At 44.0% G+C, this 25,515-nt stretch carries 29 protein-coding genes; 25 read left to right on the forward strand and 4 right to left on the reverse strand.

Annotation, left to right across the window (positions count from 1 at the left end; all coding sequences use genetic code 11):
* Window positions 1-232: 232 nt before the first annotated feature.
* On the forward strand, window positions 233-862 hold the full coding sequence (upp, locus tag HU823_RS06715) for a uracil phosphoribosyltransferase (protein WP_137791119.1): 630 nt from the start codon (window positions 233-235) through the stop codon (window positions 860-862).
* Window positions 863-1,143: 281 nt separating this feature from the next.
* On the opposite strand, the gene HU823_RS06720 is transcribed toward upp, so the two are convergent.
* Window positions 1,144-1,569: a DUF3889 domain-containing protein gene (locus HU823_RS06720; protein WP_197221525.1), complete on the reverse strand. Its 426-nt coding sequence runs from the start codon at window positions 1,567-1,569 to the stop codon at window positions 1,144-1,146.
* A 291-nt stretch (window positions 1,570-1,860) separates the two neighbouring features.
* Here HU823_RS06720 and HU823_RS06725 point away from each other — a divergent pair, with 291 nt between their 5' ends.
* The 10 genes from HU823_RS06725 to HU823_RS06770 all read left to right on the forward strand — a co-directional run bounded on the left by HU823_RS06725 (window position 1,861) and on the right by HU823_RS06770 (window position 9,031).
* Window positions 1,861-2,085, forward strand: a complete 225-nt coding sequence (locus tag HU823_RS06725) for an AtpZ/AtpI family protein (protein ID WP_066244770.1) — start codon at window positions 1,861-1,863, stop codon at window positions 2,083-2,085.
* Window positions 2,082-2,468 (forward strand): ATP synthase subunit I, encoded by a 387-nt coding sequence (locus HU823_RS06730; RefSeq protein ID WP_144696912.1) that lies wholly within the window; start codon window positions 2,082-2,084, stop codon window positions 2,466-2,468. Before HU823_RS06725 ends, HU823_RS06730 begins: the two co-directional genes overlap by 4 nt.
* A gap of 6 nt (window positions 2,469-2,474) precedes the next feature.
* On the forward strand, window positions 2,475-3,185 hold the full coding sequence (atpB, locus tag HU823_RS06735) for a F0F1 ATP synthase subunit A (RefSeq protein ID WP_137791116.1): 711 nt from the start codon (window positions 2,475-2,477) through the stop codon (window positions 3,183-3,185).
* A gap of 83 nt (window positions 3,186-3,268) precedes the next feature.
* Window positions 3,269-3,481: a F0F1 ATP synthase subunit C gene (atpE, locus tag HU823_RS06740; protein ID WP_066244772.1), complete on the forward strand. Its 213-nt coding sequence runs from the start codon at window positions 3,269-3,271 to the stop codon at window positions 3,479-3,481.
* Window positions 3,482-3,593: 112 nt separating this feature from the next.
* Window positions 3,594-4,112: a F0F1 ATP synthase subunit B gene (atpF, locus tag HU823_RS06745; protein ID WP_144696913.1), complete on the forward strand. Its 519-nt coding sequence runs from the start codon at window positions 3,594-3,596 to the stop codon at window positions 4,110-4,112.
* Window positions 4,109-4,660, forward strand: coding sequence for a F0F1 ATP synthase subunit delta (locus HU823_RS06750; RefSeq protein ID WP_066398940.1), 552 nt, complete (start codon window positions 4,109-4,111; stop codon window positions 4,658-4,660). The genes atpF and HU823_RS06750 overlap by 4 nt, the downstream gene beginning before the upstream one ends.
* A gap of 19 nt (window positions 4,661-4,679) precedes the next feature.
* Window positions 4,680-6,179, forward strand: a complete 1,500-nt coding sequence (gene atpA, locus HU823_RS06755) for a F0F1 ATP synthase subunit alpha (RefSeq protein ID WP_197221526.1) — start codon at window positions 4,680-4,682, stop codon at window positions 6,177-6,179.
* A 122-nt stretch (window positions 6,180-6,301) separates the two neighbouring features.
* Complete coding sequence (gene atpG / locus HU823_RS06760; protein ID WP_066398937.1) at window positions 6,302-7,153, forward strand: ATP synthase F1 subunit gamma; 852 nt, start codon at window positions 6,302-6,304, stop codon at window positions 7,151-7,153.
* A gap of 59 nt (window positions 7,154-7,212) precedes the next feature.
* The gene (gene atpD, locus HU823_RS06765; RefSeq protein ID WP_144696930.1) at window positions 7,213-8,601 is read left to right on the forward strand and encodes a F0F1 ATP synthase subunit beta; all 1,389 of its coding nucleotides are present in this window, start codon (window positions 7,213-7,215) and stop codon (window positions 8,599-8,601) included.
* A gap of 22 nt (window positions 8,602-8,623) precedes the next feature.
* Entirely contained in the window at window positions 8,624-9,031 is a 408-nt protein-coding gene (locus HU823_RS06770) for a F0F1 ATP synthase subunit epsilon (RefSeq protein WP_066398933.1), read from the forward strand.
* A gap of 382 nt (window positions 9,032-9,413) precedes the next feature.
* Here the strand turns inward: HU823_RS06770 and HU823_RS06775 are convergent, their stop codons facing one another.
* Entirely contained in the window at window positions 9,414-9,593 is a 180-nt protein-coding gene (locus tag HU823_RS06775) for a hypothetical protein (RefSeq protein ID WP_197221527.1), read from the reverse strand.
* Between the two features lie 192 nt (window positions 9,594-9,785).
* Here HU823_RS06775 and HU823_RS06780 point away from each other — a divergent pair, with 192 nt between their 5' ends.
* The 4 genes from HU823_RS06780 to HU823_RS06795 all read left to right on the forward strand — a co-directional run bounded on the left by HU823_RS06780 (window position 9,786) and on the right by HU823_RS06795 (window position 14,795).
* Window positions 9,786-10,331, forward strand: a complete 546-nt coding sequence (locus HU823_RS06780; RefSeq protein WP_144696936.1) for a glycerol-3-phosphate responsive antiterminator — start codon at window positions 9,786-9,788, stop codon at window positions 10,329-10,331.
* 202 nt (window positions 10,332-10,533) lie between these two features.
* Window positions 10,534-11,361 (forward strand): MIP/aquaporin family protein, encoded by an 828-nt coding sequence (locus HU823_RS06785; RefSeq protein WP_197221528.1) that lies wholly within the window; start codon window positions 10,534-10,536, stop codon window positions 11,359-11,361.
* A gap of 33 nt (window positions 11,362-11,394) precedes the next feature.
* The gene (glpK, locus tag HU823_RS06790) at window positions 11,395-12,897 is read left to right on the forward strand and encodes a glycerol kinase GlpK (RefSeq protein WP_197221529.1); all 1,503 of its coding nucleotides are present in this window, start codon (window positions 11,395-11,397) and stop codon (window positions 12,895-12,897) included.
* Between the two features lie 239 nt (window positions 12,898-13,136).
* Window positions 13,137-14,795, forward strand: coding sequence for a glycerol-3-phosphate dehydrogenase/oxidase (locus HU823_RS06795; protein WP_197221530.1), 1,659 nt, complete (start codon window positions 13,137-13,139; stop codon window positions 14,793-14,795).
* Window positions 14,796-15,119: 324 nt separating this feature from the next.
* Here the strand turns inward: HU823_RS06795 and HU823_RS06800 are convergent, their stop codons facing one another.
* Together HU823_RS06800 and HU823_RS06805 are read right to left on the reverse strand one after the other, a co-directional pair.
* Window positions 15,120-15,509, reverse strand: a complete 390-nt coding sequence (locus HU823_RS06800) for a DUF1722 domain-containing protein (protein ID WP_197221531.1) — start codon at window positions 15,507-15,509, stop codon at window positions 15,120-15,122.
* Window positions 15,510-15,541: 32 nt separating this feature from the next.
* The gene (locus tag HU823_RS06805) at window positions 15,542-15,739 is read right to left on the reverse strand and encodes a hypothetical protein (RefSeq protein ID WP_066398908.1); all 198 of its coding nucleotides are present in this window, start codon (window positions 15,737-15,739) and stop codon (window positions 15,542-15,544) included.
* A 218-nt stretch (window positions 15,740-15,957) separates the two neighbouring features.
* Here HU823_RS06805 and HU823_RS06810 point away from each other — a divergent pair, with 218 nt between their 5' ends.
* From HU823_RS06810 to HU823_RS06855, 10 genes are all read left to right on the forward strand, one after another.
* A complete protein-coding gene (locus tag HU823_RS06810) occupies window positions 15,958-16,332 on the forward strand; it encodes an NADH-quinone oxidoreductase subunit A (protein WP_197221532.1) in 375 nt (124 codons plus the stop codon).
* Window positions 16,323-16,838, forward strand: a complete 516-nt coding sequence (locus tag HU823_RS06815; protein WP_137791106.1) for a NuoB/complex I 20 kDa subunit family protein — start codon at window positions 16,323-16,325, stop codon at window positions 16,836-16,838. The genes HU823_RS06810 and HU823_RS06815 overlap by 10 nt, the downstream gene beginning before the upstream one ends.
* The gene (locus tag HU823_RS06820) at window positions 16,835-18,259 is read left to right on the forward strand and encodes an NADH-quinone oxidoreductase subunit C (protein WP_197221533.1); all 1,425 of its coding nucleotides are present in this window, start codon (window positions 16,835-16,837) and stop codon (window positions 18,257-18,259) included. Before HU823_RS06815 ends, HU823_RS06820 begins: the two co-directional genes overlap by 4 nt.
* A gap of 5 nt (window positions 18,260-18,264) precedes the next feature.
* Entirely contained in the window at window positions 18,265-19,365 is a 1,101-nt protein-coding gene (locus tag HU823_RS06825) for an NADH-quinone oxidoreductase subunit D (protein ID WP_197221534.1), read from the forward strand.
* Window positions 19,362-20,363: an NADH-quinone oxidoreductase subunit NuoH gene (gene nuoH / locus HU823_RS06830; RefSeq protein WP_066398898.1), complete on the forward strand. Its 1,002-nt coding sequence runs from the start codon at window positions 19,362-19,364 to the stop codon at window positions 20,361-20,363. Before HU823_RS06825 ends, nuoH begins: the two co-directional genes overlap by 4 nt.
* Window positions 20,364-20,874: 511 nt before the next feature.
* Window positions 20,875-21,294 carry an NADH-quinone oxidoreductase subunit NuoI gene (gene nuoI / locus HU823_RS06835; protein ID WP_066244809.1) on the forward strand — a complete coding sequence of 140 codons (420 nt, stop codon included), beginning with the start codon at window positions 20,875-20,877 and terminating at the stop codon, window positions 21,292-21,294.
* The gene (locus HU823_RS06840) at window positions 21,291-21,803 is read left to right on the forward strand and encodes an NADH-quinone oxidoreductase subunit J (protein ID WP_197221535.1); all 513 of its coding nucleotides are present in this window, start codon (window positions 21,291-21,293) and stop codon (window positions 21,801-21,803) included. Before nuoI ends, HU823_RS06840 begins: the two co-directional genes overlap by 4 nt.
* Window positions 21,800-22,114, forward strand: a complete 315-nt coding sequence (gene nuoK / locus HU823_RS06845) for an NADH-quinone oxidoreductase subunit NuoK (RefSeq protein WP_144696957.1) — start codon at window positions 21,800-21,802, stop codon at window positions 22,112-22,114. Before HU823_RS06840 ends, nuoK begins: the two co-directional genes overlap by 4 nt.
* Before the next feature lie 18 nt (window positions 22,115-22,132).
* Entirely contained in the window at window positions 22,133-24,001 is a 1,869-nt protein-coding gene (gene nuoL / locus HU823_RS06850; protein WP_197221536.1) for an NADH-quinone oxidoreductase subunit L, read from the forward strand.
* A complete protein-coding gene (locus HU823_RS06855) occupies window positions 23,998-25,515 on the forward strand; it encodes a complex I subunit 4 family protein (RefSeq protein ID WP_197221537.1) in 1,518 nt (505 codons plus the stop codon). The genes nuoL and HU823_RS06855 overlap by 4 nt, the downstream gene beginning before the upstream one ends.

A 25,515-nucleotide genomic window follows, 5' to 3' on the forward strand; every position in this document is an offset into this window, starting at 1 on the left:
GGACAGTAAATTACAATTAGGGCTCCATCATGCCAGGCATATAGAATGTTTTTTGGGGATTTCACCTCTAAATTCAGGGAATAATAGTAGAGGAGTTTATATGTAAAATTTGGAGTCAGAAAACTATCGTTTCTATGCTGATTTTCCTTGAAGTGAAGGTTGTTTTTCTGTACAATGCTAGAGATGCTTTTTGAACGAAAATAAATGTTACATAAGGAGAGGTGCTTAAAACATGAGTGAGGTATATGTCCTTGATCATCCGTTAATTCAGCATAAATTAACATACATCCGTGACGAACGTACGGGTACGAAAGAATTTCGTGAGCTTGTTGATGAAGTAGCGGGGCTTATGGCTTTTGAAATTACACGTGATCTTCCATTGCAAGAGGTAACGGTGAAAACGCCGGTTGCTGAAGCAACTATGAAAACGATCGCTGGGAAAAAACTAGGGCTAGTACCGATCCTTCGTGCAGGGCTTGGAATGGTAGACGGAATCCTTAAACTCATTCCAGCAGCAAAAGTTGGACATGTAGGGCTTTATCGTGATCCTGAAACATTAACACCGATCGAATACTATGTGAAGCTTCCTTCGGACGTAGAAGAGCGTGATTTTATCGTGATCGATCCGATGCTTGCTACAGGTGGATCTGCAGCGGCAGCTATTGAATCAATCAAAAAACGCGGCGCGAAAAACATTAAGCTTATGTGTTTGGTAGCAGCTCCAGAAGGTATTAAAGTAATTCAAGACGAGCACCCAGACGTTGATATTTTCTTAGCAGCACTTGATGAAAAATTAAACGATCACGGCTACATCGTTCCAGGTTTAGGCGATGCTGGAGACCGTTTATTCGGAACTAAATAAGCAGTAAATTAAAAACTGACTTGATCGCGGGTGAAAACCCTCTTTCGGGCAGTTTTTTTTGTTCGAAAAAAGGATTAAATCTTCGTTGTGAGCGAAACGCAGGTAATCCTGAGCGAAAATCAGACTCCATTGAGCGAAACGGACATCAAACTGAGCGAAAACACTGCTCAACTGAGCGAAACTCATGGTCTATTGCGCGAACGTGTAATAAATAAAAGAACACGTACCGTAAAACCGAAAAAAAGAAGGCTGACATACGTCAGCCCGCACATAAAGTTTATTTAATTCATTTCCTCGAACTTCATATCAATAAGCTTGTTGTCATCATGCATTACGCCAACTTTTACAAGATGCATCTTATCTTGTTGATACACTTTGAAGTCAAAGTAATCCGAAATCGTGCCGTCCGGACTGATGTTCCGTGTATCGTACTGATAATCACTTACTCTGCTGTTCGGATATTTTTTCCTCGTCTCAGCCAGAGCCATCTTGCCCCATTTTGCGTAGTCTTTTTGTGTCACAGATGAATTTAAATCTTCTGACGGCGTCTGGTCATTATACTGAACATTTAGTGGTTTTGTACGATCGTTCTCCACGTTATTTTTCATGTTTGTAGATTCTTCTGATGGCTTTTTGTCATTGTTCATACAGCCGCCAGCGGCCAAAATCCCAATCAACGCAAAGAAAATAAATATTTTTTGTTTCATGTCGAACAAGCTCCTTCCATATATTTAATGTAAGTATTTATCAAATAGGGTGATTTATTCAGGAATATGGAAACTGCAGGCAGAAGTAGTAAACAAAGTGAATAATAAACCATTGAAACAAGCCACAAAATTTCCACAATTTATTTAATAAACCGTCCCGTAAGTCGTTGACATAGAAATGGCACTATTGTATTCTTACAAAGGGAATATGGTAAGGTTTACATTCTTGTGTTTACAAGGGTTTTCAAGAAAATTATTACCAAATTTCCAGAAGGAAGGAGTCCATACGATATGAGCAACGGGAAACGCCCTTATAAAGCGATGGCTTTAATGTCTGGCATTCTTTCTCAGCTTGTTGGATGTATCTTAGTTGGACTTTTTGGAGGGAAATGGCTGGACGAGAAAGTCGGCAATGAATTTCCAATCTTCCTTATCATCGGGTTGTTTCTAGGTCTTGGAACAGGTGTTTACGGGATGATCCGCTTAATATCGAAGTTTTCAGGGGACGGGCAATGATGAATGAGTACAAATCGGTGTTTTTCAAATACATAAAGTACACATTATATCTTCTCTCTCTTTTTTTCGTCGGTTATGCTGTCACTCCTTACAAAGCTATCTTTTTAGGACTAGCTCTAGGAACTGCTTTTAGCCTCTATAATCTTTGGAGCATGTATTCAAAGATTGACCGCATGGGACAAGCAGTGATTCAGCAGAAAAGAGTGAAAACACTCGGTTCACTTTCAAGGCTCCTCTTTGCAGGGTTAGCGGTGCTCATCGCGATGAAATACCCGGAACATTTTCATTTATTAAGTGTGGTAGTGGGATTGATGTCAGTCTACATTATCATGTTAATAGATTCACTAACTCAAGTTACACGTACTCCAAAGGAAAAGAGGTGAACATAGGTGGAACATGGTGCAGTTACAGCTGATTTTCTAGGTTTGACTTTTAATCTGTCAAACGTACTAATGATCACAGTTTCATCCGTTATTGTTTTCCTTATTGCGGTACTCGCTACTCGAACCCTGTCAATGCGACCAGGAGGAATGCAAAACTTCCTTGAATGGGTAGTCGATTTCGTAAAAGGAATCATCAACAGCACAATGGATTGGCATACGGGCGGACGCTTTTTAGCTTTAGGACTTACATTAATCATGTATATTTTCGTTGCCAACATGCTGGGATTACCTTTTGCAGTAGTAGTCGACCATAATCTATGGTGGAAATCCCCTACTGCAGACCCAACTATTACTTTGACTCTAGCAGTTATGGTAGTGGCGCTATCACACTATTACGGTGTGAGAATGAAAGGTGTCAAGGAATATGGAGCTGAATTCTTCAAGCCGATGAAGTTCTTGTTCCCACTAAAGATTATTGAAGAGTTTGCGAACACATTAACGCTTGGTCTTCGTCTTTACGGTAACATTTTCGCAGGTGAGATGCTTTTAGGTCTATTGGTAGGTTTGACTAAGATGGGTATTTTTGCTGGCGTACTCGGAATCTTCCCACTAATCGTGTGGCAAGGCTTCTCAGTATTCGTTGGTGCAATCCAAGCATTTATCTTCACGATGCTAACAATGGTTTACTTGGCACATAAAGTAAGTCACGATCACTAATCTTTAGGAAATATCAAGCTTCTATAATAAGAAGCCCATTTTCATAAAAACTTTAAGGGAATTCAGAAGGGAGAAATTTTATCATGAATCTTATTGCAGCTGCAATCGCGGTAGGTCTAGCGGCACTTGGTGCTGGTATTGGTAACGGTTTGATCGTAGGACGTACAGTTGAGGGGATCGCTCGTCAACCAGAACTACGTGGTACTCTTCAAACAACAATGTTCATCGGGGTTGCATTAGTTGAGGCACTTCCAATCATCGGTGTGGTTATCGCGTTCATCGCGCTTGGTTCTTAATCCTTAAAACAACCACTGTTTATTACGATTTCTATAATGGCGAAGCAAGTTTCCGTTGAGGGACTACCCTTCGCCATTCCTTATGTATGATTGATTGAAGGGAGGAAATGGTGTGCAAAACTTAATTCTAGGTGCTGCTGCAGGTGGAGGCCTGAACACAGGTGATATTCTTTACCAATTAGCTGCATTTTTAATCCTACTAGTATTATTGCGTAAATTCGCATGGGGCCCGTTAATGGGAATCATGAAGGAGCGCCAATCACATATCAACAGCGAAATTGATGCGGCTGAAAAATCCCGTCAAGAAGCTAAGAGCTATCTTGAGACTCAAGTTGCTGAGTTGAAGAAAGCGAAAGAAGAAGCAAAGTCTATTATCGACAATGCTAAAAAGCAAGGCGAAGCACAAGGTGAAGCAATCATTAAAGCATCTCGTGATGAAGCTGAGCGTGTAAAAGAAGCTGCATTAGCTGAGATCGCTTCTGAGAAAGAAAAAGCAGTTGCTACACTTCGTCAAGAAGTTGCTGCTCTATCCGTTAAGATCGCTTCTAAAGTTATTGCAAAAGAACTTGATGAGAGCTCTCAGGAGAAGCTTATTAACGAATACCTTCAAGAGGTAGGCGAGTCTCGATGAGCAAAGATCAAGCAATCGTAGCAAAACGTTATGCATTAGCACTATTTGAAGTAGTTGGTGTTACGAAACTTGAAGATACAGTTTCAGAATTGCGTCTTGTGAAGAACGTACTGGAGCTTAACAAAGAGCTTCAAAAAGTTCTTTCACATCCAAAAGTATCAAAAGATCAAAAGAAAGCTTTGATCAAAGAGAGTGTTGGAGCTGAACTTTCTACTGCTGTAATGAACACGATCTATCTGATGGTAGACCGTAACCGTTACACATACATCACAGAGATGGCAGCGCAGTTCATTGAATTAGCAAATGAGGCACAAGGCATTGCCGACGCAAATGTATATTCTGTACGTCCTTTATCAGACTCAGAGATACAGAAGTTGGAGCAAACGTTTGCTGCCCGAGTCGGCAAAAGAGCGTTGCGCATTAATAATATTGTAGATTCTTCTCTTGTTGGAGGAATTAAAATCCGCATTGGCAACCGTATTTTTGACGGAAGCATCAGCGGAAAGTTGAATCGAATGGAACGTCAATTAGCTTCTAACGGAAGTTGAGAGGATAGGGGTGAAATTCATGAGCATTAAAGCTGAAGAAATCAGTGCTTTAATTAAAAAACAGATTGAAAACTATCAATCTGAGATCGAAGTTAATGATGTGGGTACAGTTATCCAGGTCGGTGACGGTATTGCCCGTGCCCATGGATTAGATAACGTTATGGCTGGTGAGCTAGTTGAATTTTCTAACGGTGTAATGGGTATGGCCCAAAACCTTGAAGAAAACAACGTAGGTATCATCATTCTTGGGCCTTACCAAGAAATTCGTGAAGGTGACGAAGTAAAACGTACAGGACGTATCATGGAAGTTCCTGTAGGTGAAGAGCTTCTTGGCCGTGTAGTTAACCCTCTTGGACAGCCTATCGATGGCAAAGGTCCAGTCGCTACTACAAAAACACGTCCTATCGAGCAAAAAGCTCCAGGCGTAATGGCTCGTAAATCAGTACATGAGCCGCTTCAAACAGGTATTAAAGCGATTGACGCACTTGTGCCAATCGGACGCGGACAACGTGAGCTTATCATCGGTGACCGTCAAACAGGTAAAACAGCTGTAGCGATCGATACGATCCTTAACCAAAAAGATCAAGATATGATCTGTATCTATGTAGCGATCGGTCAAAAAGAATCAACAGTTGCGGGCGTTGTAGAAACACTTCGTTCACACGGAGCGCTTGATTACACGATCGTTGTATCAGCATCAGCTTCTCAACCTGCACCAATGTTGTTCCTAGCTCCTTATGCTGGGGTATCTATGGCTGAAGAATTCATGTGGGCTGGCAAGCACGTATTGATCATCTATGATGATCTTTCTAAGCAAGCTGCTGCATACCGTGAGCTTTCCTTGCTACTTCGTCGTCCTCCAGGCCGCGAAGCTTACCCAGGGGACGTATTCTACCTTCACTCTCGCTTGTTAGAGCGTGCAGCGAAGTTGAATGACGAGCTAGGTGGCGGATCGATCACAGCGCTTCCGTTCATTGAAACGCAAGCATCTGACGTATCTGCTTATATTCCAACAAACGTTATCTCTATCACAGACGGACAGATCTTCTTACAATCTGACTTGTTCTTCTCCGGAGTTCGTCCGGCGATCAACGCAGGTATCTCCGTTTCTCGTGTAGGGGGAGCGGCTCAGATCAAAGCGATGAGTAAAGTATCTGGTACACTTCGTCTAGACCTTGCTTCATACCGTGAACTAGAAGCATTCGCTCAGTTCGGATCTGACCTTGATAAAGCGACTCAAGCAAAACTAAACCGTGGTGCACGTACAGTTGAAGTACTTAAGCAAGGACTTCACAAGCCACTAAAAGTTGAGCATCAAGTTGCAATTCTTTATGCATTGACTCGTGGTTACATCGATGATGTAGCTGTTGAAGATGTAAACCGCTTTGAAGAAGCGCTTTACGCTCACATGGAAGCAAACTCTAAAGACGTTCTTGATGCAATCAAAACGACTGGTAAACTTCCTGAAGGTGACAGCCTAGACGAAGCGATCAAAGCATTCAAAAAGACATTCGCGTAAGATATATAGACTTTAAAAGCAGAGGTGCAGTTGCAGTGATGAGCTGCGCCTTGCAACCAGCTTACTATGTTTAAAATGAGGTTAACCGATTTTTAAACTACCAATAAAGGTGGTGAAAATGAATGGCATTGAAAGATATAAAAGCTAGAATAGATTCTACTAAGAAGACGATGCAGATCACAAAAGCGATGGAGATGGTTTCAGCTGCAAAGCTAAACCGCGCTGAGCAAAATGCGAAATCTTTCGGCCCTTACGTGGATAAGATCCAAGAAGTGGTAGGAAGCATCGCATCTGGAAGCAACGCGAAACACTCTATGCTTTTAACAAGACCAGTGAAGAAGACGGGTTACTTCGTCGTTACAGCTGACCGTGGATTAGCAGGAGCTTATAACTCGAATATTTTGCGCCACGTTTACCGTACGATTCAAGAGCGTCACAAATCAGCAGATGAGTATGCATTGATCGTGATCGGTAAAGTCGGGGTGAACTTTTTCAAAAGCCGTAAGATGTCTATCTTGGACAGCATCACAGGCGTGGCAGACCAGCCATCCTTTGCTGAGATCAAGGCGATCGCTTCAAAGGCAGTCGGTCTTTATGCGGACGGAACATTTGATGAGCTTTACATGTATTACAACCATTTTGTAAGTGCCATTCAGAGCGATCTGACGGAGAAGAAGCTTCTTCCGTTAACAGATATCGCTGCAACAAAATCAAAATCTTCCTATGAGTATGAACCATCAGAGGACGAGATCCTTGAAGTGCTTCTTCCTCAATATGCGGAGAGCTTGATTTATGGTGCTTTACTTGATGCGAAAGCAGCCGAGCATGCTTCTCGTATGACTGCGATGAGAAATGCAACGGATAACGCTAATGAACTGATCGGCCAATTGAACCTCTCGTACAACCGTGAGCGTCAAGCAGCCATCACTCAGGAAATTACGGAAATCGTCGGCGGTGTAGCAGCTCTAGAATAGACTTTTTTAAGAAAGTGATTCTAGCAGCTAATGTGCAAAGTAAGATAGGAGGGAAACCGATGAATAAAGGCTATATTACTCAAATTCTTGGACCGGTCGTTGACGTTAAGTTCGAAGGCCAGCTTCCAGAATTGCTTAACGCTTTAACTGTTAGCGCTGAGGGTGTTGACTTAACACTAGAAGTAGCACTTCACCTTGGTGATAACATGGTTCGTACAATCGCAATGGATTCAACGGATGGTCTTGTTCGTGGAATGGAAATCGCTGACTCAGGTAAGCCGATTTCTGTACCAGTAGGTGAAGCAACTCTTGGACGTGTATTTAACGTAACAGGTGATCACATTGACCTTGGTGAGGCAGTACCGGCAGATGTTCGCCGCGACCCGATCCACCGTTCAGCACCTTCTTTTGAAGAATTAACAACTAAAACGGAGATCCTTGAAACAGGGATCAAAGTCGTTGACCTTATCGCTCCATACGTAAAAGGTGGAAAAATCGGTCTTTTCGGTGGTGCGGGTGTAGGTAAAACAGTACTTATCCAGGAGCTTATCAACAACATCGCACAAGAACACGGTGGTATCTCCGTATTCGCAGGTGTTGGTGAGCGTACTCGTGAAGGAAATGACCTTTTCCACGAGATGAGCGACTCTGGTGTTATCAAGAAAACGGCAATGGTATTCGGACAGATGAACGAGCCGCCTGGAGCACGTGCACGTATCGCTCTTTCTGGTTTGACAATGGCTGAATTCTTCCGTGATGAAGAAGGACAAGACGTTCTTTTCTTCGTAGATAACATCTTCCGTTTCACGCAAGCAGGATCTGAAGTATCTGCCCTTCTTGGCCGTATGCCATCAGCGGTAGGTTACCAGCCAACTCTTGCAACTGAGATGGGTCAATTACAAGAGCGTATCACATCTACGAAAAAAGGTTCTGTAACATCTATCCAAGCGATCTATGTACCTGCCGATGACTATACGGATCCGGCTCCAGCTACAGCGTTCGCCCACTTAGATGCAACAACTAACCTTGAGCGTAAACTTACAGCTATGGGTATCTATCCAGCGGTAGATCCACTAGCTTCAACTTCACGTGCACTTTCTCCTGAGATCGTTGGAGAAGAGCATTACGAAGTAGCTCGTAAAGTACAGGCGACTTTACAGCGTTATAAAGAGCTTCAAGATATCATCGCAATCCTTGGTATGGACGAGCTTTCTGAAGACGATAAGCTAGTTGTACACCGTGCGCGTCGTATCCAGTTCTTCTTATCTCAAAACTTCCACGTTGCAGAACAATTTACAGGACAAAAAGGTTCATACGTTCCTGTTAAAGAAACAGTTCGTGGATTCAAAGAAATCCTTGAAGGAAAATACGATGATCTTCCGGAATCAGCGTTCCATCTCGTAGGCTCTATTGAGGATGCTATTGAAAAAGCAAAAACTTTGGCCTAATGCCTGAAAGGGGTAAGATTGGATGAAAACCATTCAAGTCAGCGTAGTAACCCCTGATGGTCCTGTGTTTGAAGGAAATGCGAAAATGGTCAGCGCGAAAGCAAAAAGTGGGGAGCTTGGAATTCTTCCAGGCCATATCCCTCTTGTAGCTCCTTTAACGATCAGCGCCGTGCGTGTTCACGACGTTGATGGGAAAACACAATATGTGGCCGTTAGCGGTGGATTTATTGAAGTGCGACCTGAAAAAGTCACGATTTTAGCAGAAGCTGCTGAGATTGCTGGCGACATCGAAGTAGATCGTGCACGTGCAGCAAAAGAACGTGCCGAACAGCGTCTTGCAAGCAACAAACAAGACAACCTAGATGCAGCTCGTGCGGAGTTTGCGCTTAAACGCGCAATGAACCGTATCGACATAGCAACAAAGCGTTAATTTAAAAAGTTCTTCAGCTCTCATTTTAGAGAGTTGGAGGGCTTTTTTTGTGCTTGTAGGGGGTATGTGAGGAATAAAGGGAGTGCGAGCAATGTCGAGGATTGTAAACTCGTGGATAAAGTAGCAAAACTTCTGGATTGAAGGCTAAAATTCGTGGATAAACAGGCAAAACTTCTGGATAAACGGCTTAAACTTTTGGATTGCATGAAGTTAATACCCCGCACAGTATCTAAGTTGGTCAGTTTCGGGAACTGAAACTGTACCTTTACTCTTTTTCAGAACTCAAAAACCCCTCCGACTCGTTCAAATAAGTCAAAGGGGCTTTATTACAATACATCACGTTCAGTTTGAGAAGGTTGAACAATGGATGAATCGTTTTTATTTAGTTTCTTCCAAAAATCGGCCGAGCACATGAGACCCTACGTAACCATACTTGGTCGCCATTTTCACTAGTCATCGCGTTCGTTTCTGCTGCCTCTTCCATTTGAACCACTTCATCACCAAACGGGTTCTGAAATTCGCCAACAGGAGAGATCACAGGTTTCTTTCTCTTTTTAATCATGCTTATCACCTCCTCAAGCTAAGGAAGTGTCCTAAGAAATATAGCTCTTTATACGAGCTATATACTATTAAATGCTCGTCCGTCAGTTGTTGTATGTGTTATTATCACTTAATATGTAAAAAAGGCGGTTTACCGGGGTTTGCAATAAAATGTGAGAACTGGTGAATGATAAGAAAGTAAGGGGTGTGCAAGATGAGCTTTCATGGACAAAAAGTTTTGCCGGCAGCGAGAAAGATGAAGGATTTTGAGAAGCTGCTAAACAGCAAATACACATATATCGTATGTTTGGATACGCATATCAGCCAGTTAAAATTTATGATCGCTATGGCGAACGAGCGTAAAAAGAAGGTATTGGTCCATCTTGATCTGATTAACGGTCTGAAAGCAAATGAGTATGCAGTCGACTTTTTAGCACAAGAAATGAAACCAGCAGGAATCATTTCAACGCGCTCCAACTGTATCATTCGTGCTAAAAAGAAGAACATGATCGCGGTTCAGCGGTTATTTTTATTAGATTCATTAGCACTTGAAACGAGTTATAAAGTCATTGAACGTGCTCAGCCAGACTATTTAGAGGTTTTGCCAGGCATCATGCCGGAAATAATAAGAGAAGTGAGTGAGCAAGCGGGTATACCGGTAATTGCTGGTGGATTGATTCGTACAAAAGTTAATGTGATGGAAGCACTTGAAGCAGGTGCAGAGGCTGTGACGACTTCAAACCCTGAATTGTGGATCTAATGTTCTTGTGAAATAACGTTTGACAACGTTTTCATCCTTGTTATAATAGAGACAAGTTCATAAACGTGACGGAGAACATGGAGATCCACAAGGGTTACTTATAGCAAAACTATAGGTATCTTTTGCTGGGTCTTTTTTTGATGAAATCCGTTCACAGGCTTGCACTTATAATTGATAGCGATTGCATAAAGGAGGAAAATACATGTCTACATTTATGGCAGAACTGATAGGAACAATGATTCTAATCATATTTGGCGGGGGCGTTGTTGCAAACGTTTCCTTGAATAAATCAAAAGCCCAAGGTGGCGGATGGATCGTTGTCGCACTTGCTTGGGGATTAGCCGTAGCGATGGCGGTATATGCAGTTGGAAGCTTTAGTGGCGCACATCTTAACCCAGCCGTTACGCTTGGTCTCGCTTCAATCGGTGAATTTGCATGGGCTGATGTACCAGCTTATATCCTTGCACAGATGATCGGGGGTATTTTAGGAGGAATGGTCGTTTACTTCCACTTCCTTCCACACTGGAAAGCAACAGATGATCCAGCGGTAAAATTAGGAGTTTTCTCAACGGACCCTGCAATTCCACATACGTTTTCGAATCTTTTATCAGAATTCATTGGAACTGCGGTTTTACTAGTAGGATTATTGTCAATCGGGGCGAATAAATTTTCAGATGGGTTAAATCCACTGATCGTCGGATTCTTAATCGTAGCGATCGGATTATCACTTGGTGGACCAACAGGATATGCGATCAACCCTGCTCGTGACCTCGGTCCAAGAATCGCACATTTCATCTTACCGATTCCAGGCAAAGGCGGATCTAACTGGACATACTCATGGATTCCAGTTGTAGGGCCAGTGCTGGGCGGAGTTTTTGGAGCATTGTTCTACCAAGCTGTTTTCACAGGGAAAGTGACAACGTTATTCTGGATTTGGACTGCAGTATCAATAGCTATTTTCGCTATATCGTTCTTCTTAGGAAGTAAAGGCACACAAGCATTGCCTCACGGAGATCAAATAGAAAACTAAAACAAGAACAAACCATTTTGGGAGGGTTTACGTATGGAAAAGAAATATATCATTGCACTCGATCAAGGGACGACAAGTTCAAGAGCGATCCTTTTTAACAAAGCAGGAGAAGTCGTTGAGATCTCACAAAAGGAATTCAAGCAGCACTTCCCGAAGCCAGGCTGGGTAGAACATGATGCACAAGAAATCTGGGGAACAATCTTAGCAGTAGTGGCTGAGGTATTATCAAAAACAGACACTGATCCAGGCGAAATCGCTTCGATCGGAATTACGAATCAACGTGAAACAACTGTCGTTTGGGACAAGAACACTGGAAAACCTGTGCACAACGCGATCGTATGGCAGTCTCGTCAGACCGCTGAAATCTGTGATGAACTAAAATCTCAAGGCTTAAACGATAAATTCCGTGATAAAACTGGATTGTTAATCGATGCTTATTTCTCAGGAACAAAAGTGAAATGGATCCTTGATAACGTTGATGGTGCTCGTGAAAAAGCAGAAAACGGTGATCTATTATTCGGTACGATCGATACGTGGCTAGTATGGAAACTAACTGGTGGAAGAGCGCACGTTACGGACTATTCAAACGCTTCACGTACACTCATGTACAATATATACGATCTGAAATGGGATGACGAGCTTCTTGAGATCTTAGGCGTTCCGAAATCAATGCTTCCAGAAGTAAAATCATCATCTGAAGTTTATGGTGAAACGATCGATTATCACTTCTTCGGTAAAAATATTCCGATCGCAGGTATCGCGGGCGATCAACAGGCGGCACTTTTCGGACAAGCTTGTTTTGAAAAAGGAATGGCGAAGAACACTTATGGAACAGGTTGCTTCATGCTAATGAACACAGGAGAAAAAGCAGTTAAGTCGGAGCATGGCCTATTAACTACCATCGCTTGGGGTGTGGACGGAAAAGTCGAATACGCACTTGAAGGAAGTATCTTTGTTGCAGGATCAGCGATTCAATGGCTGCGCGACGGACTTCGTATGTTAAAAGATGCGGCAGACAGTGAAGATTATGCAGAGCGCGTTGCATCAACAGATGGCGTGTATGTTGTGCCAGCTTTCGTAGGGCTCGGAACTCCTTACTGGGATTCAGAAGCACGCGGTGCGATCTTCGGACTGACACGTGGTACAGAAAAAGAACACTTCGTTCGTGCGACACTTGAGTCACTGGCGTATCAAACAGCAGATGTGTTAACAGCGATGGAAGCAGACTCAGGTATTGAGTTGAAGAAACTTCGTGTAGATGGCGGAGCGGTTAAGAACAATTTCTTGATGCAGTTCCAAAGTGATATCTTAAACGTTCCGGTTGAGCGTCCAGAGATTAACGAAACGACTGCGCTTGGTGCTGCATATCTTGCAGGTCTTGCTGTAGGTTTCTGGGGCGATCGTCAAGAAATCGCAGATAAATGGAAAGTGGACAAAGACTTCGACGTAAACATGAAAGAAGAAGAGCGTAAAGAGCTTTATGATGGCTGGAAAAAAGCTGTTGAAGCAACGATCGCATACAAACCTAAAGCATAACCCTTTCAAAATCTTGAAAACTGCGTTATACTAAACCCAAGTTGATATTGAACCGGTTGGAGATTAGGAGAGACCACAAAACCTCGTACAAACGTTGCGGGGTTCTTGTGGTCTTTTTTTGCGTGCATGCGTGCCAATACACGGAAATGTTGAAAAATGTGTGTTGGGTTCGCTGATTCCGGGAAAACTACCCGTATCATATATGTCCAACGGTTCTGTACAGAAGGAGTGAAGAGAAAATGACAGCATCATTTTCAACATATAAAAGAGAAGAAATCATCACAGGTATGAAACAAGAGAAGCTTGACCTTCTCGTTATCGGAGGAGGCGTAACTGGAGCAGGGATTTTATTAGATGCCCAAACGCGTGGTATGAAGGTAGGTCTTGTAGAGATGCAGGACTTCGCTGCTGGAACATCCAGCCGTTCTACAAAACTTGTTCACGGCGGACTTCGTTATTTAAAACAGTTCGAAGTGAAACTCGTTGCAGAGGTTGGAAAGGAACGTGCGATCGTGTACGAAAATGCACCACACGTAACGACACCAGAATGGATGCTGCTTCCGTTTTATAAAGGCGGTACGTTCGGGAAGTTCTCCACATCCATCGGTCTAAAAGTGTACGATTTCTTAGCAGGCGTAAAACGTAAAGAACGCAGAAAAATGTTTTCAGCTGAAGAAACATTACGCCGTGAACCACTGTTGAAAAAGGATAACTTGCTTGGCGGTGGATATTACGTAGAATACAAAACAGATGACGCTCGTCTGACGCTTGAAATCATGAAAGAAGCGGTATCACGCGGAGCATCAGCTGTTAATTACGCGAAAGTTACAAGCTTTATCTATAACGGAAAAAGAGCGGTCGGTGTAAAAGTAGAAGACCAGCTTACTGGTGAAGTGCATGAGATCTACGCGAAAAAGATCGTGAACGCAACAGGTCCATGGGTAGATGAACTTCGAGAAGAAGATCGTTCAAAAACAGGAAAAGAGATTCACCATACAAAAGGAATTCACCTTGTTATTGATGGCTCTAAGTTCCCATTAAAACAAGCGGTTTACTATGACACAGAAGATGGCCGTATGGTGTTCGCGATTCCTCGTGCAGGTAAAACGTATGTAGGTACAACAGATACCGATTACAAGGGAGACCTTGCAAACCCAGGCATGACAGAAGAGGATCTTCAATATGTTCTAAATACAATCCACTTCATGTTCCCAGATGTGAAGATCACACGCGACGATGTTGAATCTTCATGGTCAGGACTGCGTCCATTGATTCACGAACCGAAGAAAGGACCTTCAGAAATTTCTCGTAAAGATGAAGTGTTCCATTCTCCATCAGGATTACTAACAATCGCTGGTGGTAAGCTGACAGGTTACCGTAAAATGGCTGAAAAAGTCGTGGATATCGTTCGTGATCAGCTAGGTGAGGAAGAAGGAGCAAAATTCCCTGGTTGCCGTACGCAACACATGGAATTATCAGGCGGTAAGATGGGCGGAAGCCAAAACTTCGCAGACTTCCTCCGTACAAAAGTACAAGAAGGCTTGGCATTAGGTTTGGATGAAGCAAAAGCTCGCGAGCTCGTTCAGCGTTACGGAACGAACATCGACATCGTATATGGTTATATGAATGAACGCGGTGAAGAAGCGAAGAGCTACAACTTGCCAGAAAGCTTGTATGCATCATTACTCTACGCATTAGATTATGAGATGACATCCACACCATCAGACTTCTTGATCCGCCGTACGTCTGCTCTATACTTTGACATTGATACGGTATATGAGTGGAAAGAAAGTGTAATCAACTGCATGGCCGACAAATTGGGCTGGGATGCAGAGCAAAAACGCGAGCATGCAGAAGATTTCGAAGAGCAATTACGATTGTCTGTTGAGGCGATCTAATAGAAGTTTATAGGTACGGCAGAGAGGCATCCCGCTTTTAGTTAGAGCGGGGTGTCTTTTTTGATGTGGAGGGGTATATAAGGGGGTAAACATGTCTGCTGGATGTCGAGGTTTGTCGACTCGTGGATAAATAGCCAAAACTTTTGGATTCATGCTTAAAACTCGTGGATTACATACTGATTCTTGTGGATTAAAGGCTTGAACTTCTTGATTGATTCTCAAAAATACCCAACAGGGTATGCACAAAGAACAGTTTCGTCCACCGAAACTGCACCTATTTTAGGCAAAACAAAAGGATGATCCCACAACTCGACGGGAACATCCTTAATTTTTGATAAATGTTGAACGTGATAAGTATTCTGAAGGGTATTTTTGAAGCAAATATTGCATAAAAAGACTAATTTCATACGGTATTTCATCATAATACTCTTCATCTGACTCTCTCAACGTCTTCAGTAGCGAAAAGAAATGCTCTTTGTCCACTTCTTCTGCTGATTTTTTAAAATAACCCCAAACATGTTCTAAAGTGTTGCATAAAGCACGACGCTCAAAAGGTTTTTCCTTCAACTCAGCGATCAACAACCTCACTTTTTCATAGTCAGATTCAGATTGAGCATCTCTCATGAGTCCTTGAACCTCTTTGTAAAGGTTATATCCCTTAGCCATCACGGTGTATTTTTCACTTGCCCACAATTGTTCGGTCTCTTTTTTCAAAGTAGATCACATCCTTTAATAACAGCATTCTATTAAAGATAGATGTAGAGAGCAAGTGCTATGATCGAAACGAGGATCACCACTGCATAGATGAGTGTAAGGCGCACGAGGTTCTGACGAGTTGAACTTCCATATTTTTCATCCTGTGTTTTAGAAATCATGATCGTACCGACTAATCCAGCGATCGAGATTACGACGATCAAGAAGTAAGCAATCCACCATATATCCATTACAATCTCCCCTTTATACCTATCATACTGCTAACAGTCTATCGGCACCTCCAAAAAATTTACAGGATTATGAACATTTCTATAGAAAAATAAGGGGTAGACCTTAATATAGTAGAAGTACCATATGTGAAGAAGCACATCGACACAAAATATGGAATTTGCTATAATTAAAGCGGTTACAGAATTTATAAAATTCTGAAGATTAGGAGGTAGTCAGAATGGATTTTTATCATCTGTATCAAAACAATTACCTCATTGTGGCTGTATTTTTATTTTTAGGGGTCCTTTTGCCGGTAGTCGCACTGACTGCAGGCCGTTTGTTACGCCCTTATAAACCATCAGCAGAAAAATACACCACCTACGAAAGCGGAATTGAGCCTTTTCATCAAAGTTGGGTTCAGTACAATATCCGTTATTATTTGTTTGCGCTCATGTTTGTTATTTTTGATGTTGAAACCGTATTTTTATACCCCTGGGCCGTGGCCTATGAAGAGCTAGGCGTGTTTGCTCTGATCGAGATGGGGATTTTTGTTGTTCTTTTAACGTTAGGTCTTGTATACGCTTGGAAAAAGAAGGTGCTTAAATGGACATAAAGTGGGAACTTACGGCTGAGGAACGCGCCGAACTAGACCGCAACGTATTCATGGTAACACTTGAACAAGTGAAAGCCTGGGCCAGAAGTAATTCACTATGGCCACTAACCTTTGGGCTCGCCTGCTGTGCGATTGAAATGATGGGTACTGGATCGTCCCATTACGACCTCGACCGTTTCGGAAGTATATTCCGTACATCACCTCGTCAATCTGACGTAATGATCGTTTCAGGAACTGTAACGAAAAAAATGGCGCCCGTTTTAAAACGACTATACGAACAGATGCCAGAGCCGAAGTGGGTTATCGCGATGGGATCATGCGCTACAGCCGGAGGTCCTTACATCAAATCGTATGCCGTCGTAAAAGGCGTCGATCAAATCGTACCCGTGGATGTATACATACCAGGATGTCCACCTAACCCTGCTGCACTCATTTATGGCATCAACAAGCTTCAAGAAAAAATCCGTTATGAAGCGAAGACAGGCAAGAAGGTGATGAGCGAATGACAGATAAGCAAAATGATTCCAATGAAGGATTATCGATAGAAGAACAAAAAAAGAAAGCTGCTGCAGAAGCAAAGGCGAAAGCCCTCGAGCTCGCAAAACAGCGACAGGCTGAAAAAACGAAAGCGGCAGAACAGTCAGAGCTGACTGCGACCGAGCCAGAGCTAACAAAAGAAGAACTGAAGAAGAAAGCCGCCGCAGAGGCGAAAGCAAAAGGGCTCGAACTCGCAAAACAGCGTCAGGCTGAAAAAGTGAAAGCAGCAGATGTGTCGGAACCGACGGCAGCTGAACCAGAGCTAACAAAAGAAGAGCTAAAAAAGAAAGCAGCTGCAGAAGCAAAGGCGAAAGCTCTTGAACTCGCAAGACAGCGCCAGGCCGAAAAAGCGAAAGCGGTAGAAGGAACCGATTCGACAGCTGGCGAACCAGAGCTAACAAAAGAAGAGCAGAAGAAAAAAGCCGCCGCAGAGGCTAAAGCAAAAGCTCTCGAGCTCGCAAAACAACGCCAGGCTGAAAAAGCAGAAACCGCGGAAGCTCCACAAAGTGATGAGTCAGCAGATGATCTGGCGAAACAAAAAGCGCTTGCAGCGGCGAAAGCAAAAGCCGCCGCAGCAGCAAAGGCGAAGGCAGCAGCAGCTGCTAAAGCAAAACTAGCCAGAGAGGGTGGAGGCGACACGACATCCACCGAACCTGCTTCAGATGACGAAAAAGCGAAAGCCGCCGCAAAAGCAAAGGCCATCGCTGCAGCAAAGGCAAAAGCCGCCGCCGCTGCTAAAGCGAAAGCTTCACGTGAAGCAGGATCAGATGCAACAACTGAGCCAGCAGGTGACGACGAAAAAGCGAAAGCGATCGCCGCTGCAAAGGCGAAAGCAGCTGCAGCCGCAAAAGCACGCGCTGCCGCAAACGCCAAAGGTGCAGCAACAGAACCTCTGGCTGAAGAAAAACCATCACCAAACCAACCTATCCTCGATACCTACATAAAAGTCATCAAAGAACATCTAGGAGAAGATGTACTCGAAGATTCCTATATTAACAGTCTGTCAAAAGACGTCCCTACCTTAGTTGCAAAACCTGATTCCTATTACAAAATCGCGGAGTTTTTAAAATATAACGACCAGCTTCGTTTTGATTATTTATCTGAAATGCACGGCACCGATTTTGAAACGCATTTTGAAGTCTATAACCACCTGTATTCGTACAATCATCGCCAGTCCGTTGCATTAAAAGTAAAGATAGACAGAACGAGTGCTACTACCCATTCCATTACCCCGTTATGGGAGGGAGCAAACTGGCCAGAGCGTGAAACGTATGATCTTTTAGGCATCCATTTTGAAGGTCATCCGAACTTAACGCGCATCATGCTGCCGGACGATTGGGTAGGACATCCGCTCAGAAAAGATTACGAACCACATGACGTGGAGGTGTAGAGACATTGATCAGAACAGAAGAGATGCTCCTCAACGTTGGGCCTCAGCATCCTAGCACACACGGCGTTTTTCGAATCGTACTAAAAATTGACGGAGAGACGATCATTGAAGCCACGCCAGTGATCGGCTATCTTCACCGAGGCACCGAGAAGCTAGCAGAAAATCTTCAGTACACGCAGATTATTCCATACACAGACCGCATGGATTATTTAGCGGCCATGACGAACAACTATGTAATCTGCCATGCGGTGGAAACGATGATGAGTCTAGAGATACCAGAACGAGCGGAATATTTGCGCGTGATCGTGATGGAACTCGGCCGCATCGCAAGCCATCTCGTCTGGTTCGGTACATATTTATTAGATATCGGGGCGATGAGTCCATTCCTATACGCTTTTCGCGAAAGAGAAGCCATCATCAATATGTTGAATGAAATATGTGGAGCTCGCCTGACGTTCAACTATATGCGTGTTGGCGGTGTGAAGTGGGACGCACCAGAAGGCTGGATCGAGAAAGTCCGTGACTTTGTTCCGTACATGAGAGAAGAGCTTGCTGGCTATCACGACCTTGTGACAGGCAACGAGATCTTCTTGAACCGTGTAAAAGGAATTGGATTTTACACGAAAGAAGAAGCGTTGAACTTTTCATTAAGCGGTGCAAATTTAAGATGCACAGGTACGAACTGGGATCTTAGAAAAGATGAACCTTATTCGATCTATGACCGTTTTAATTTTGATGTACCGGTCTTTCATACGGGCGATGCATGGGCGCGTTATCAGTGCCGCATGCAAGAGATCGAAGAATCACTCAAGATTGTAGAACAAGCGGTGGAACAGTTTCCAGAAGAAGGACCTGTTATGGCAAAAGTACCAAAAATCATTAAGCCGCCAAAAGGCGAAGCTTTCGTTCGCATTGAGTCACCTCGCGGAGAAATCGGCTGCTACATCGCATCAGAAGGAAAAAAAGAACCATACCGCTTGAAGTTTCGCAGACCATCTTTTTACAACCTTCAGATTCTGCCAAAACTTTTAGTCGGTGAAAACATCTCCAACTTGATTACTATCTTAGGCGGGATTGATATCGTTCTCGGGGAGGTTGATGGCTGATGGAGGATCTTTTATACGCACAACCTGGCTGGACGCATGTTGCCATCTTCTTTGCGCTCGGTGCGGCACTACTCGTAACGGTTCTCGGGTTCGTAACCTACGCGATTCTAGCGGAACGAAAAGTGCTCGGGTTCATGCAGATGCGGACAGGGCCAAACCGGGTTGGGGGAAGATTCGGTCTTCTACAAACCGTTGCGGACGTTTTTAAACTTTTGATAAAAGAAGACACTATACCGAAACTAGCTGATCGGCCATTGTTCATATTGGCACCGGTCATCGCATTTGCTCCAGCCTTCATGGTGCTCGCGACGATACCGTTCTCAGAAAACATGCAGTTCGCAGACCTCGGCGTCGGCCTTCTGTATTACGTTGCCGTTTCAGGCATCTCAACGATAGGCATCTTAATGGGTGGCTGGGCATCAAACAATAAGTACTCGTTACTCGGCGGCATGCGTGCTGCAGCACAGATGATTTCGTACGAAATTCCGCTCGTTATCTCCGTTATTGGAGTGATCCTGTTCGCCGGAAGCCTGAATTTAAACGATATCGTAAGAGGCCAAGAAAACATTGCCTACATCTTTTTAACACCCATCGGATTTTTCGTATTCTTGATCTCCTCAATCGCTGAGTTGAACCGTACACCGTTCGACTTGCCTGAGGCAGAGTCAGAGCTTGTGGCCGGTTATCACGTCGAATACTCAGGATTTCGCTGGGCGTTCTTCATGCTCACAGAATATGTGTATCTATTTGCGATGGCATCCTTAACAACCGTTCTTTTCTTAGGAGGCTGGAACCCGATTCCGTTCTTAGATTTTATCCCAGGGATGTTGTGGTTCGGCGTCAAATTCAGCATCGTCGTGTTTTTCATGATCTGGATCCGCGGAACACTTCCACGCCTCCGCGCCGATCAACTGATGGGCTTCGCATGGAAGGTCCTACTGCCGCTAGCACTGTTAAACATCTTCGTCAGTGCGGCGGTTAAGGAGTTGTTTTTATAAAAGAGCCTTACAGCACTACTGATGGTTTATGAGGGTGTTGATTTCCCCTCCAGGATGCTCGCTTTCCGGGGGGCGTGCGGTGAGCCTCTTAGTGCCTTGCACTATTAAGAGTCTCACCTGTCCCGCTGATCCCCCAGGAGTCTCGCACCTTGCGCTCCAATCAAGTATTCGAGGAAGTATGTTTGCAATACATCCAAAGATTTCATAGCCCGACCTTCGAAATTCAAAGCGATGGCTAAGGTCATTCTATAATTCTTTTTTCAAGAATCTTGTTGCTTTTTAATCTTTTACTAACTTCTTTGAACTGTTGGTTGTAGTGAAAGGTGTGAGACTCCTGCGGGACAGGTGGGCAGGTGAGACACTTAAATGTGAAACATTCGAATGTGGCTCACCGCCTGCCCCGCGGAAAGCGAACACCTGGAACGGAAACCAACACCCACAATAACCAGCGCAATGCTAAAACAATGCTCTATCAATTGAAAGACCAACGCATAAGGAGCGTGATCTCAGGATGAAAGGTCTTGTAAAAGGTTTAAGCTATACCGTCAAAAACCTAACAAAACAAAACGTCACCACAAGCTATCCAGACGTGCCGATCCAGATGCCTGACCGTTTCCGCGGCATCCAAAAGTTTTATCCCGAAAAATGCATCGTCTGTAACCAATGCGCGCAGATCTGCCCAACCGACTGCATCCAGTTAACGGGTAAGCCCCATCCCGATCCTGCGAAAAAAGGGAAGATCATCGACACGTACGACATCAATTTTGAAATCTGCATACTATGCGACCTGTGTACAGAAGTCTGTCCGACTGAAGCGATCGTCATGACGAATCAGTTCGAGCTTGCTGAATACAGCCGTGATGAACTTTTCAAAAACCTCGAGTGGCTCGATGAGAACGATGAGAATGTTAGAAAGGAGAACAAAGCATGACCGGTGAAATGATCGCGTTTTTCTTTCTCGCCTTAACAGCCATTGCCGGCGGCGTTCTTCTTATCAACCTATCAAATGTCGTTCATATGGTTGTTGCTCTTATTTTTACGTTCATTGCCATTGCAGGAATCTACATCACACTATCAGCAGAGTTCGTTGCCGTCGTCCAGGTGCTGATCTACTCAGGAGCTATCACGATCATCATGTTGTTTGGAATCATGCTCACGCGTCACCAGGAAAAAGAAAAACGTGCACCACGGTTAAAAGTCATCTTAACCGGGCTTGCGATCGGACTTTTCTTTCTGATCATGTACCGCAAGATCAAAGACCTTGATTTTGGTCAGCAGAACGCAGAGCTTCACATCGATAATACGAAAAAAATCGGAATTGAGCTGTATTCGCATTATGTGATTCCGTTCGAGTTAACTTCTGTCTTGCTGCTTGTTGCTTTAATTGGTTCTATCATTTTGGCAAAGCGGGATGACGATGAAAAGGAGGCAAAAAAATGAGCTCTGTCCCTTTAGCAGCTTACTTGATGCTTGCTTTGATCCTGTTCTGCATCGGTTTGTTTGGTGCTTTAACAAAACGTAATGCGGTCATCGTGCTCATTTCGATCGAATTGATGTTGAATGCTGTAAATATTAATCTCGTGGCATTTGCCAAATATTCTATAAATCCTGGTTTAACAGGTCAGATCTTTTCGCTATTTACGATCACGGTTGCTGCGGCAGAAGCGGCAGTCGGACTTGCGATTCTCATCGCGCTGTACCGCAACAGACAGACGGTTAACGTGGATGAGATGGATACGATGAAGCGATAAGGAAGGAGATGGACGATTATGTTGCAGAATAGTTGGCTTATACCGTTGTTCCCGCTTTTATCCTTCGTTTTATTGCTGATTTTTAGAAAATCAAAAAGTGAGGGCACTGCATGGATCGGTGTGCTTCTAACCGGGTTATCGCTCATTCTATCCATCGGGGTTTGGATCTCGGTGTGGCAAGGTGACGGAATTAAGGTTGAAGGCACTTGGTTCGAGATCGGTGAGCGTGCCATCACGATGGGATATGAAGTCAATCCGCTGAACGCTCTTATGCTTGTGATCGTTTCACTCGTCAGTTTTCTTGTACATCTTTACTCAAAAGGATACATGCATGGCGATGATCGGTTTCCTGTGTTTTTTGCGTATTTAGGATTATTTTCGTTTGCGATGCTCGGACTCGTTCTTTCTCCTAATCTATTACAGCTCTATATGTTTTGGGAGTTAGTGGGACTTGGTTCTTTCTTGCTGATCGGATTCTACTATTTTAAACCAGAAGCAAAAGCCGCAGCGAAAAAGGCTTTTGTGATGACCCGAATTGGGGACGTTGGTCTTTTTATCGGAATGATTTTGTTATTTTGGCAGGTTGGTAGTTTTGAATATGACGAAATTTTTGCTTCCGTTCGAAATGGTGATATATCATCGGGCATGCTCACTCTTACAGCACTATGTATCTTTGTAGGAGCGATCGGAAAATCAGGTCAGCTACCTCTTCATACATGGCTTCCGGATGCGATGGAAGGTCCAACACCCGTATCAGCGCTAATCCATGCGGCAACGATGGTCGCGGCTGGGGTGTACTTGGTCGCTGCGATGTATCCGCTCTTCCAAGCTTCAGAAACGGCACTAACGGTCGTTGCTGTAGTAGGGGGAGTCACAGCAATCTTTGCGGCTTCAATCGGACTTATGCAAAAAGACATCAAACGCGTCTTGGCATACTCTACGGTCAGTCAGCTAGGATACATGATGCTCGCACTTGGTGCATCCGGTTATGTGGCAGGGATCTTTCACCTAACAACGCATGCATTCTTTAAAGCATTATTGTTCTTAGCTGCAGGAAGCGTGATTCATGCTGTACATACACAAAACATTGATGAGATGGGCGGACTTTGGAAAAAGCTTCGGCTGACAGGGCCTCTCTTTTTAATCGGCGCTCTAGCCATCTCGGGAGTTCCGCTTCTATCCGGTTTCTTTTCAAAAGATGAAATTTTAGCCAGTACGTATGCAGATGGCCGTTACGGATTGTTCTGGCTGGCAGTCGTTGCAGCCTTTATGACGGCGTTCTATATGTTCCGTCTATTTTTCCTTGTGTTTACCGGGAAACCGCGTGGAGATCAGAGAGGTGTACATGAGTCACCAAGTGTTATGACGCTTCCGATGATTGTTTTAGGTGTTCTAGCAATCGTGGCAGGTTACCTGAACACAACGTGGTTCGGTACGTTTCTATCAGATTACTTAGCAGGTGGCCCGGTTGAACTAGCACATGGAGATCATCACGGTCCAGGCTGGATTCCGATTGTTGCAACAGCCGCGTCTCTTTTAGGAATTGGTTTAGCTTATCTGATTTACCAAAAAGGTACACTTTCCCGTGATTGGGTCACCCGGTCGTTACCAGGGCTCAGCAACGTGATCTACAACAAATGGTACGTTGATGAAGGATATGACGCGACTTTCGTTAAAGGAACGAAGGGGTTGAGCAAACTTGGCGTCCTGTTTGATAAATATATCGTGGACGGACTCGTGGCAGCAGTTGTGAGTGGCGTTCAAGGGTTAAGTAAGGTAGGCTCGCGTCTTCAAAACGGGCAGGTTCAAACATATGGGACGTTCGCCATTTTTGGCATCGTGATTCTATTGCTGATCGTCGCATTAACAGGGGGGTACTTCACATGAACACATGGCTTCTATCGATATTAATTCTTTCCCCATTGTTAGGCGTTTTGGTTCTCCTATTTACTCCATCTCAAGATGAGAAGTCGATCAAATGGATCGGGGTATTAGGTACATTATTTCCGCTAGGTACCGCACTCGTTACGTTGTCTGCTTTCAATAAATCGGGCGAAGGTCTTCAGCTTGCCGAAAAGTTTCAGTGGGTTTCGTATGAAGTCTTTCAGTCGAATGGTGATGTGAGCTATCCAATCTTCTATGAAGTCGGTGTTAACGGTTTATCGATGGTGCTCATTTTATTGACAACGGTAGTGAGTGTCCTTGCTGCCATTGCATCCTTTTCGATCAAAAAAGATTGGAAAAGTTACTTCATATTGTTCTTTTTGCTTGAGATGGGCATGATTGGCGTATTCGCCTCACAAAACCTATTTTTGTTCTTTATTTTCTTTGAGATCACGCTCATTCCGATGTTCTTCCTCATCGGACGCTGGGGTTACCTTGAAAAAGAAAAAGCAGCGTACAGTTTTCTGATCTATAACGGCGTGGGTTCAGCCATTCTTCTGATCGCGTTCGTCGCGATGTTCATGAAGACGGGAACGATGAATTTTGAGCAGTTAGCTTATACATTCTCGCTTCCGCAATCTGAACTGAGTGATATGAACATCACGAAGGATTTTAAGATGGGAATGCTGATCGCGCTTCTTCTCGCGTTTGCCGTGAAGCTGCCGGTCGCACCGCTTCACTCTTGGATGGTGAAGGTTCACGTTCAGGCACCACCACCGATCGTTATGCTCCACTCGGGGATTCTTTTGAAAATTGGGGCGTACGGCTTAATCGTTTTTGGGGCAGGGCTGTTTCCAGATCAGTTTGAGTCACTCGCTTTTATCATCGGATTGTTCGGTTTGATCAACCTGCTTTACGGAGCGTTCTTAGCACTCACACAGCGTGATATGAAACGCGTCTTAGCGTATTCATCTGTTTCGCATATGGGAATCGTTCTGATCGGGCTCGCCGCATTAAACGAAGCGGGTATGACGGGTGCCGTGTTCCAAGTCGTTTCACACGGATTGATCTCGGCGCTATTGTTCTTCTTAGTAGGTGTTCTTTACGAACGAGGAGGTTCATCACAGTTAAAAGATTTTGGTGGAGTCGCGAAAAGGATGCCGATCTTTGCAGGTGTTTTGCTCGCAGGTGGACTCGCATCATTAGGACTACCGGGAATGTCTGGTTTTATCAGCGAGTTCATGGCGTTTTTAGGGTTGTTTGAGACGATGCCCGTGTTAGCAGCTATAGGAACGTTAGGGCTGATTTTAACAGCGGTCTACGTGTTGCGTGCGGTCTTGGCGATCACGTTTGGTACTGAAAAAGAACTATCGAACGCACATGATCTTTCATCAACAGAACGAATTCCGGCGTTTATCTTGCTTGCAGCGATTTTGTTTATCGGCATCTATCCTGCATGGTTAAGTGATATGCTCCGTCCAACATTAGATAGCATTCTGCTAGGGTTAGGGGGCTAA

The sequence above is a fragment of the Fictibacillus sp. 18YEL24 genome, assembly GCF_015903855.1.
Classification (GTDB): Bacteria; Bacillota; Bacilli; order Bacillales; family Fictibacillaceae; genus Fictibacillus; species Fictibacillus phosphorivorans_C.

Bases quoted from the DNA above. Each gene is read 5' to 3' on its own strand.
- atpE (WP_066244772.1), top strand. From the start codon at position 3,269: ATGAATCTTATTGCAGCTGCAATCGCGGTAGGTCTAGCGGCACTTGGT.
- nuoL (WP_197221536.1), top strand. From the start codon at position 22,133: ATGTTGCAGAATAGTTGGCTTATACCGTTGTTCCCGCTTTTATCCTTC.
- nuoK (WP_144696957.1), top strand. From the start codon at position 21,800: ATGAGCTCTGTCCCTTTAGCAGCTTACTTGATGCTTGCTTTGATCCTG.
- HU823_RS06775 (WP_197221527.1), bottom strand. From the start codon at position 9,593: ATGATTAAAAAGAGAAAGAAACCTGTGATCTCTCCTGTTGGCGAATTT.
- HU823_RS06720 (WP_197221525.1), bottom strand. From the start codon at position 1,569: ATGAAACAAAAAATATTTATTTTCTTTGCGTTGATTGGGATTTTGGCC.
- HU823_RS06750 (WP_066398940.1), top strand. From the start codon at position 4,109: ATGAGCAAAGATCAAGCAATCGTAGCAAAACGTTATGCATTAGCACTA.
- HU823_RS06770 (WP_066398933.1), top strand. From the start codon at position 8,624: ATGAAAACCATTCAAGTCAGCGTAGTAACCCCTGATGGTCCTGTGTTT.
- HU823_RS06795 (WP_197221530.1), top strand. From the start codon at position 13,137: ATGACAGCATCATTTTCAACATATAAAAGAGAAGAAATCATCACAGGT.
- HU823_RS06810 (WP_197221532.1), top strand. From the start codon at position 15,958: ATGGATTTTTATCATCTGTATCAAAACAATTACCTCATTGTGGCTGTA.
- atpA (WP_197221526.1), top strand. From the start codon at position 4,680: ATGAGCATTAAAGCTGAAGAAATCAGTGCTTTAATTAAAAAACAGATT.
- HU823_RS06805 (WP_066398908.1), bottom strand. From the start codon at position 15,739: ATGGATATATGGTGGATTGCTTACTTCTTGATCGTCGTAATCTCGATC.
- HU823_RS06820 (WP_197221533.1), top strand. From the start codon at position 16,835: ATGACAGATAAGCAAAATGATTCCAATGAAGGATTATCGATAGAAGAA.
- HU823_RS06730 (WP_144696912.1), top strand. From the start codon at position 2,082: ATGATGAATGAGTACAAATCGGTGTTTTTCAAATACATAAAGTACACA.
- upp (WP_137791119.1), top strand. From the start codon at position 233: ATGAGTGAGGTATATGTCCTTGATCATCCGTTAATTCAGCATAAATTA.
- atpD (WP_144696930.1), top strand. From the start codon at position 7,213: ATGAATAAAGGCTATATTACTCAAATTCTTGGACCGGTCGTTGACGTT.
- HU823_RS06785 (WP_197221528.1), top strand. From the start codon at position 10,534: ATGTCTACATTTATGGCAGAACTGATAGGAACAATGATTCTAATCATA.
- HU823_RS06780 (WP_144696936.1), top strand. From the start codon at position 9,786: ATGAGCTTTCATGGACAAAAAGTTTTGCCGGCAGCGAGAAAGATGAAG.
- atpG (WP_066398937.1), top strand. From the start codon at position 6,302: ATGGCATTGAAAGATATAAAAGCTAGAATAGATTCTACTAAGAAGACG.
- HU823_RS06725 (WP_066244770.1), top strand. From the start codon at position 1,861: ATGAGCAACGGGAAACGCCCTTATAAAGCGATGGCTTTAATGTCTGGC.
- HU823_RS06840 (WP_197221535.1), top strand. From the start codon at position 21,291: ATGACCGGTGAAATGATCGCGTTTTTCTTTCTCGCCTTAACAGCCATT.
- HU823_RS06815 (WP_137791106.1), top strand. From the start codon at position 16,323: ATGGACATAAAGTGGGAACTTACGGCTGAGGAACGCGCCGAACTAGAC.
- nuoI (WP_066244809.1), top strand. From the start codon at position 20,875: ATGAAAGGTCTTGTAAAAGGTTTAAGCTATACCGTCAAAAACCTAACA.
- HU823_RS06855 (WP_197221537.1), top strand. From the start codon at position 23,998: ATGAACACATGGCTTCTATCGATATTAATTCTTTCCCCATTGTTAGGC.
- glpK (WP_197221529.1), top strand. From the start codon at position 11,395: ATGGAAAAGAAATATATCATTGCACTCGATCAAGGGACGACAAGTTCA.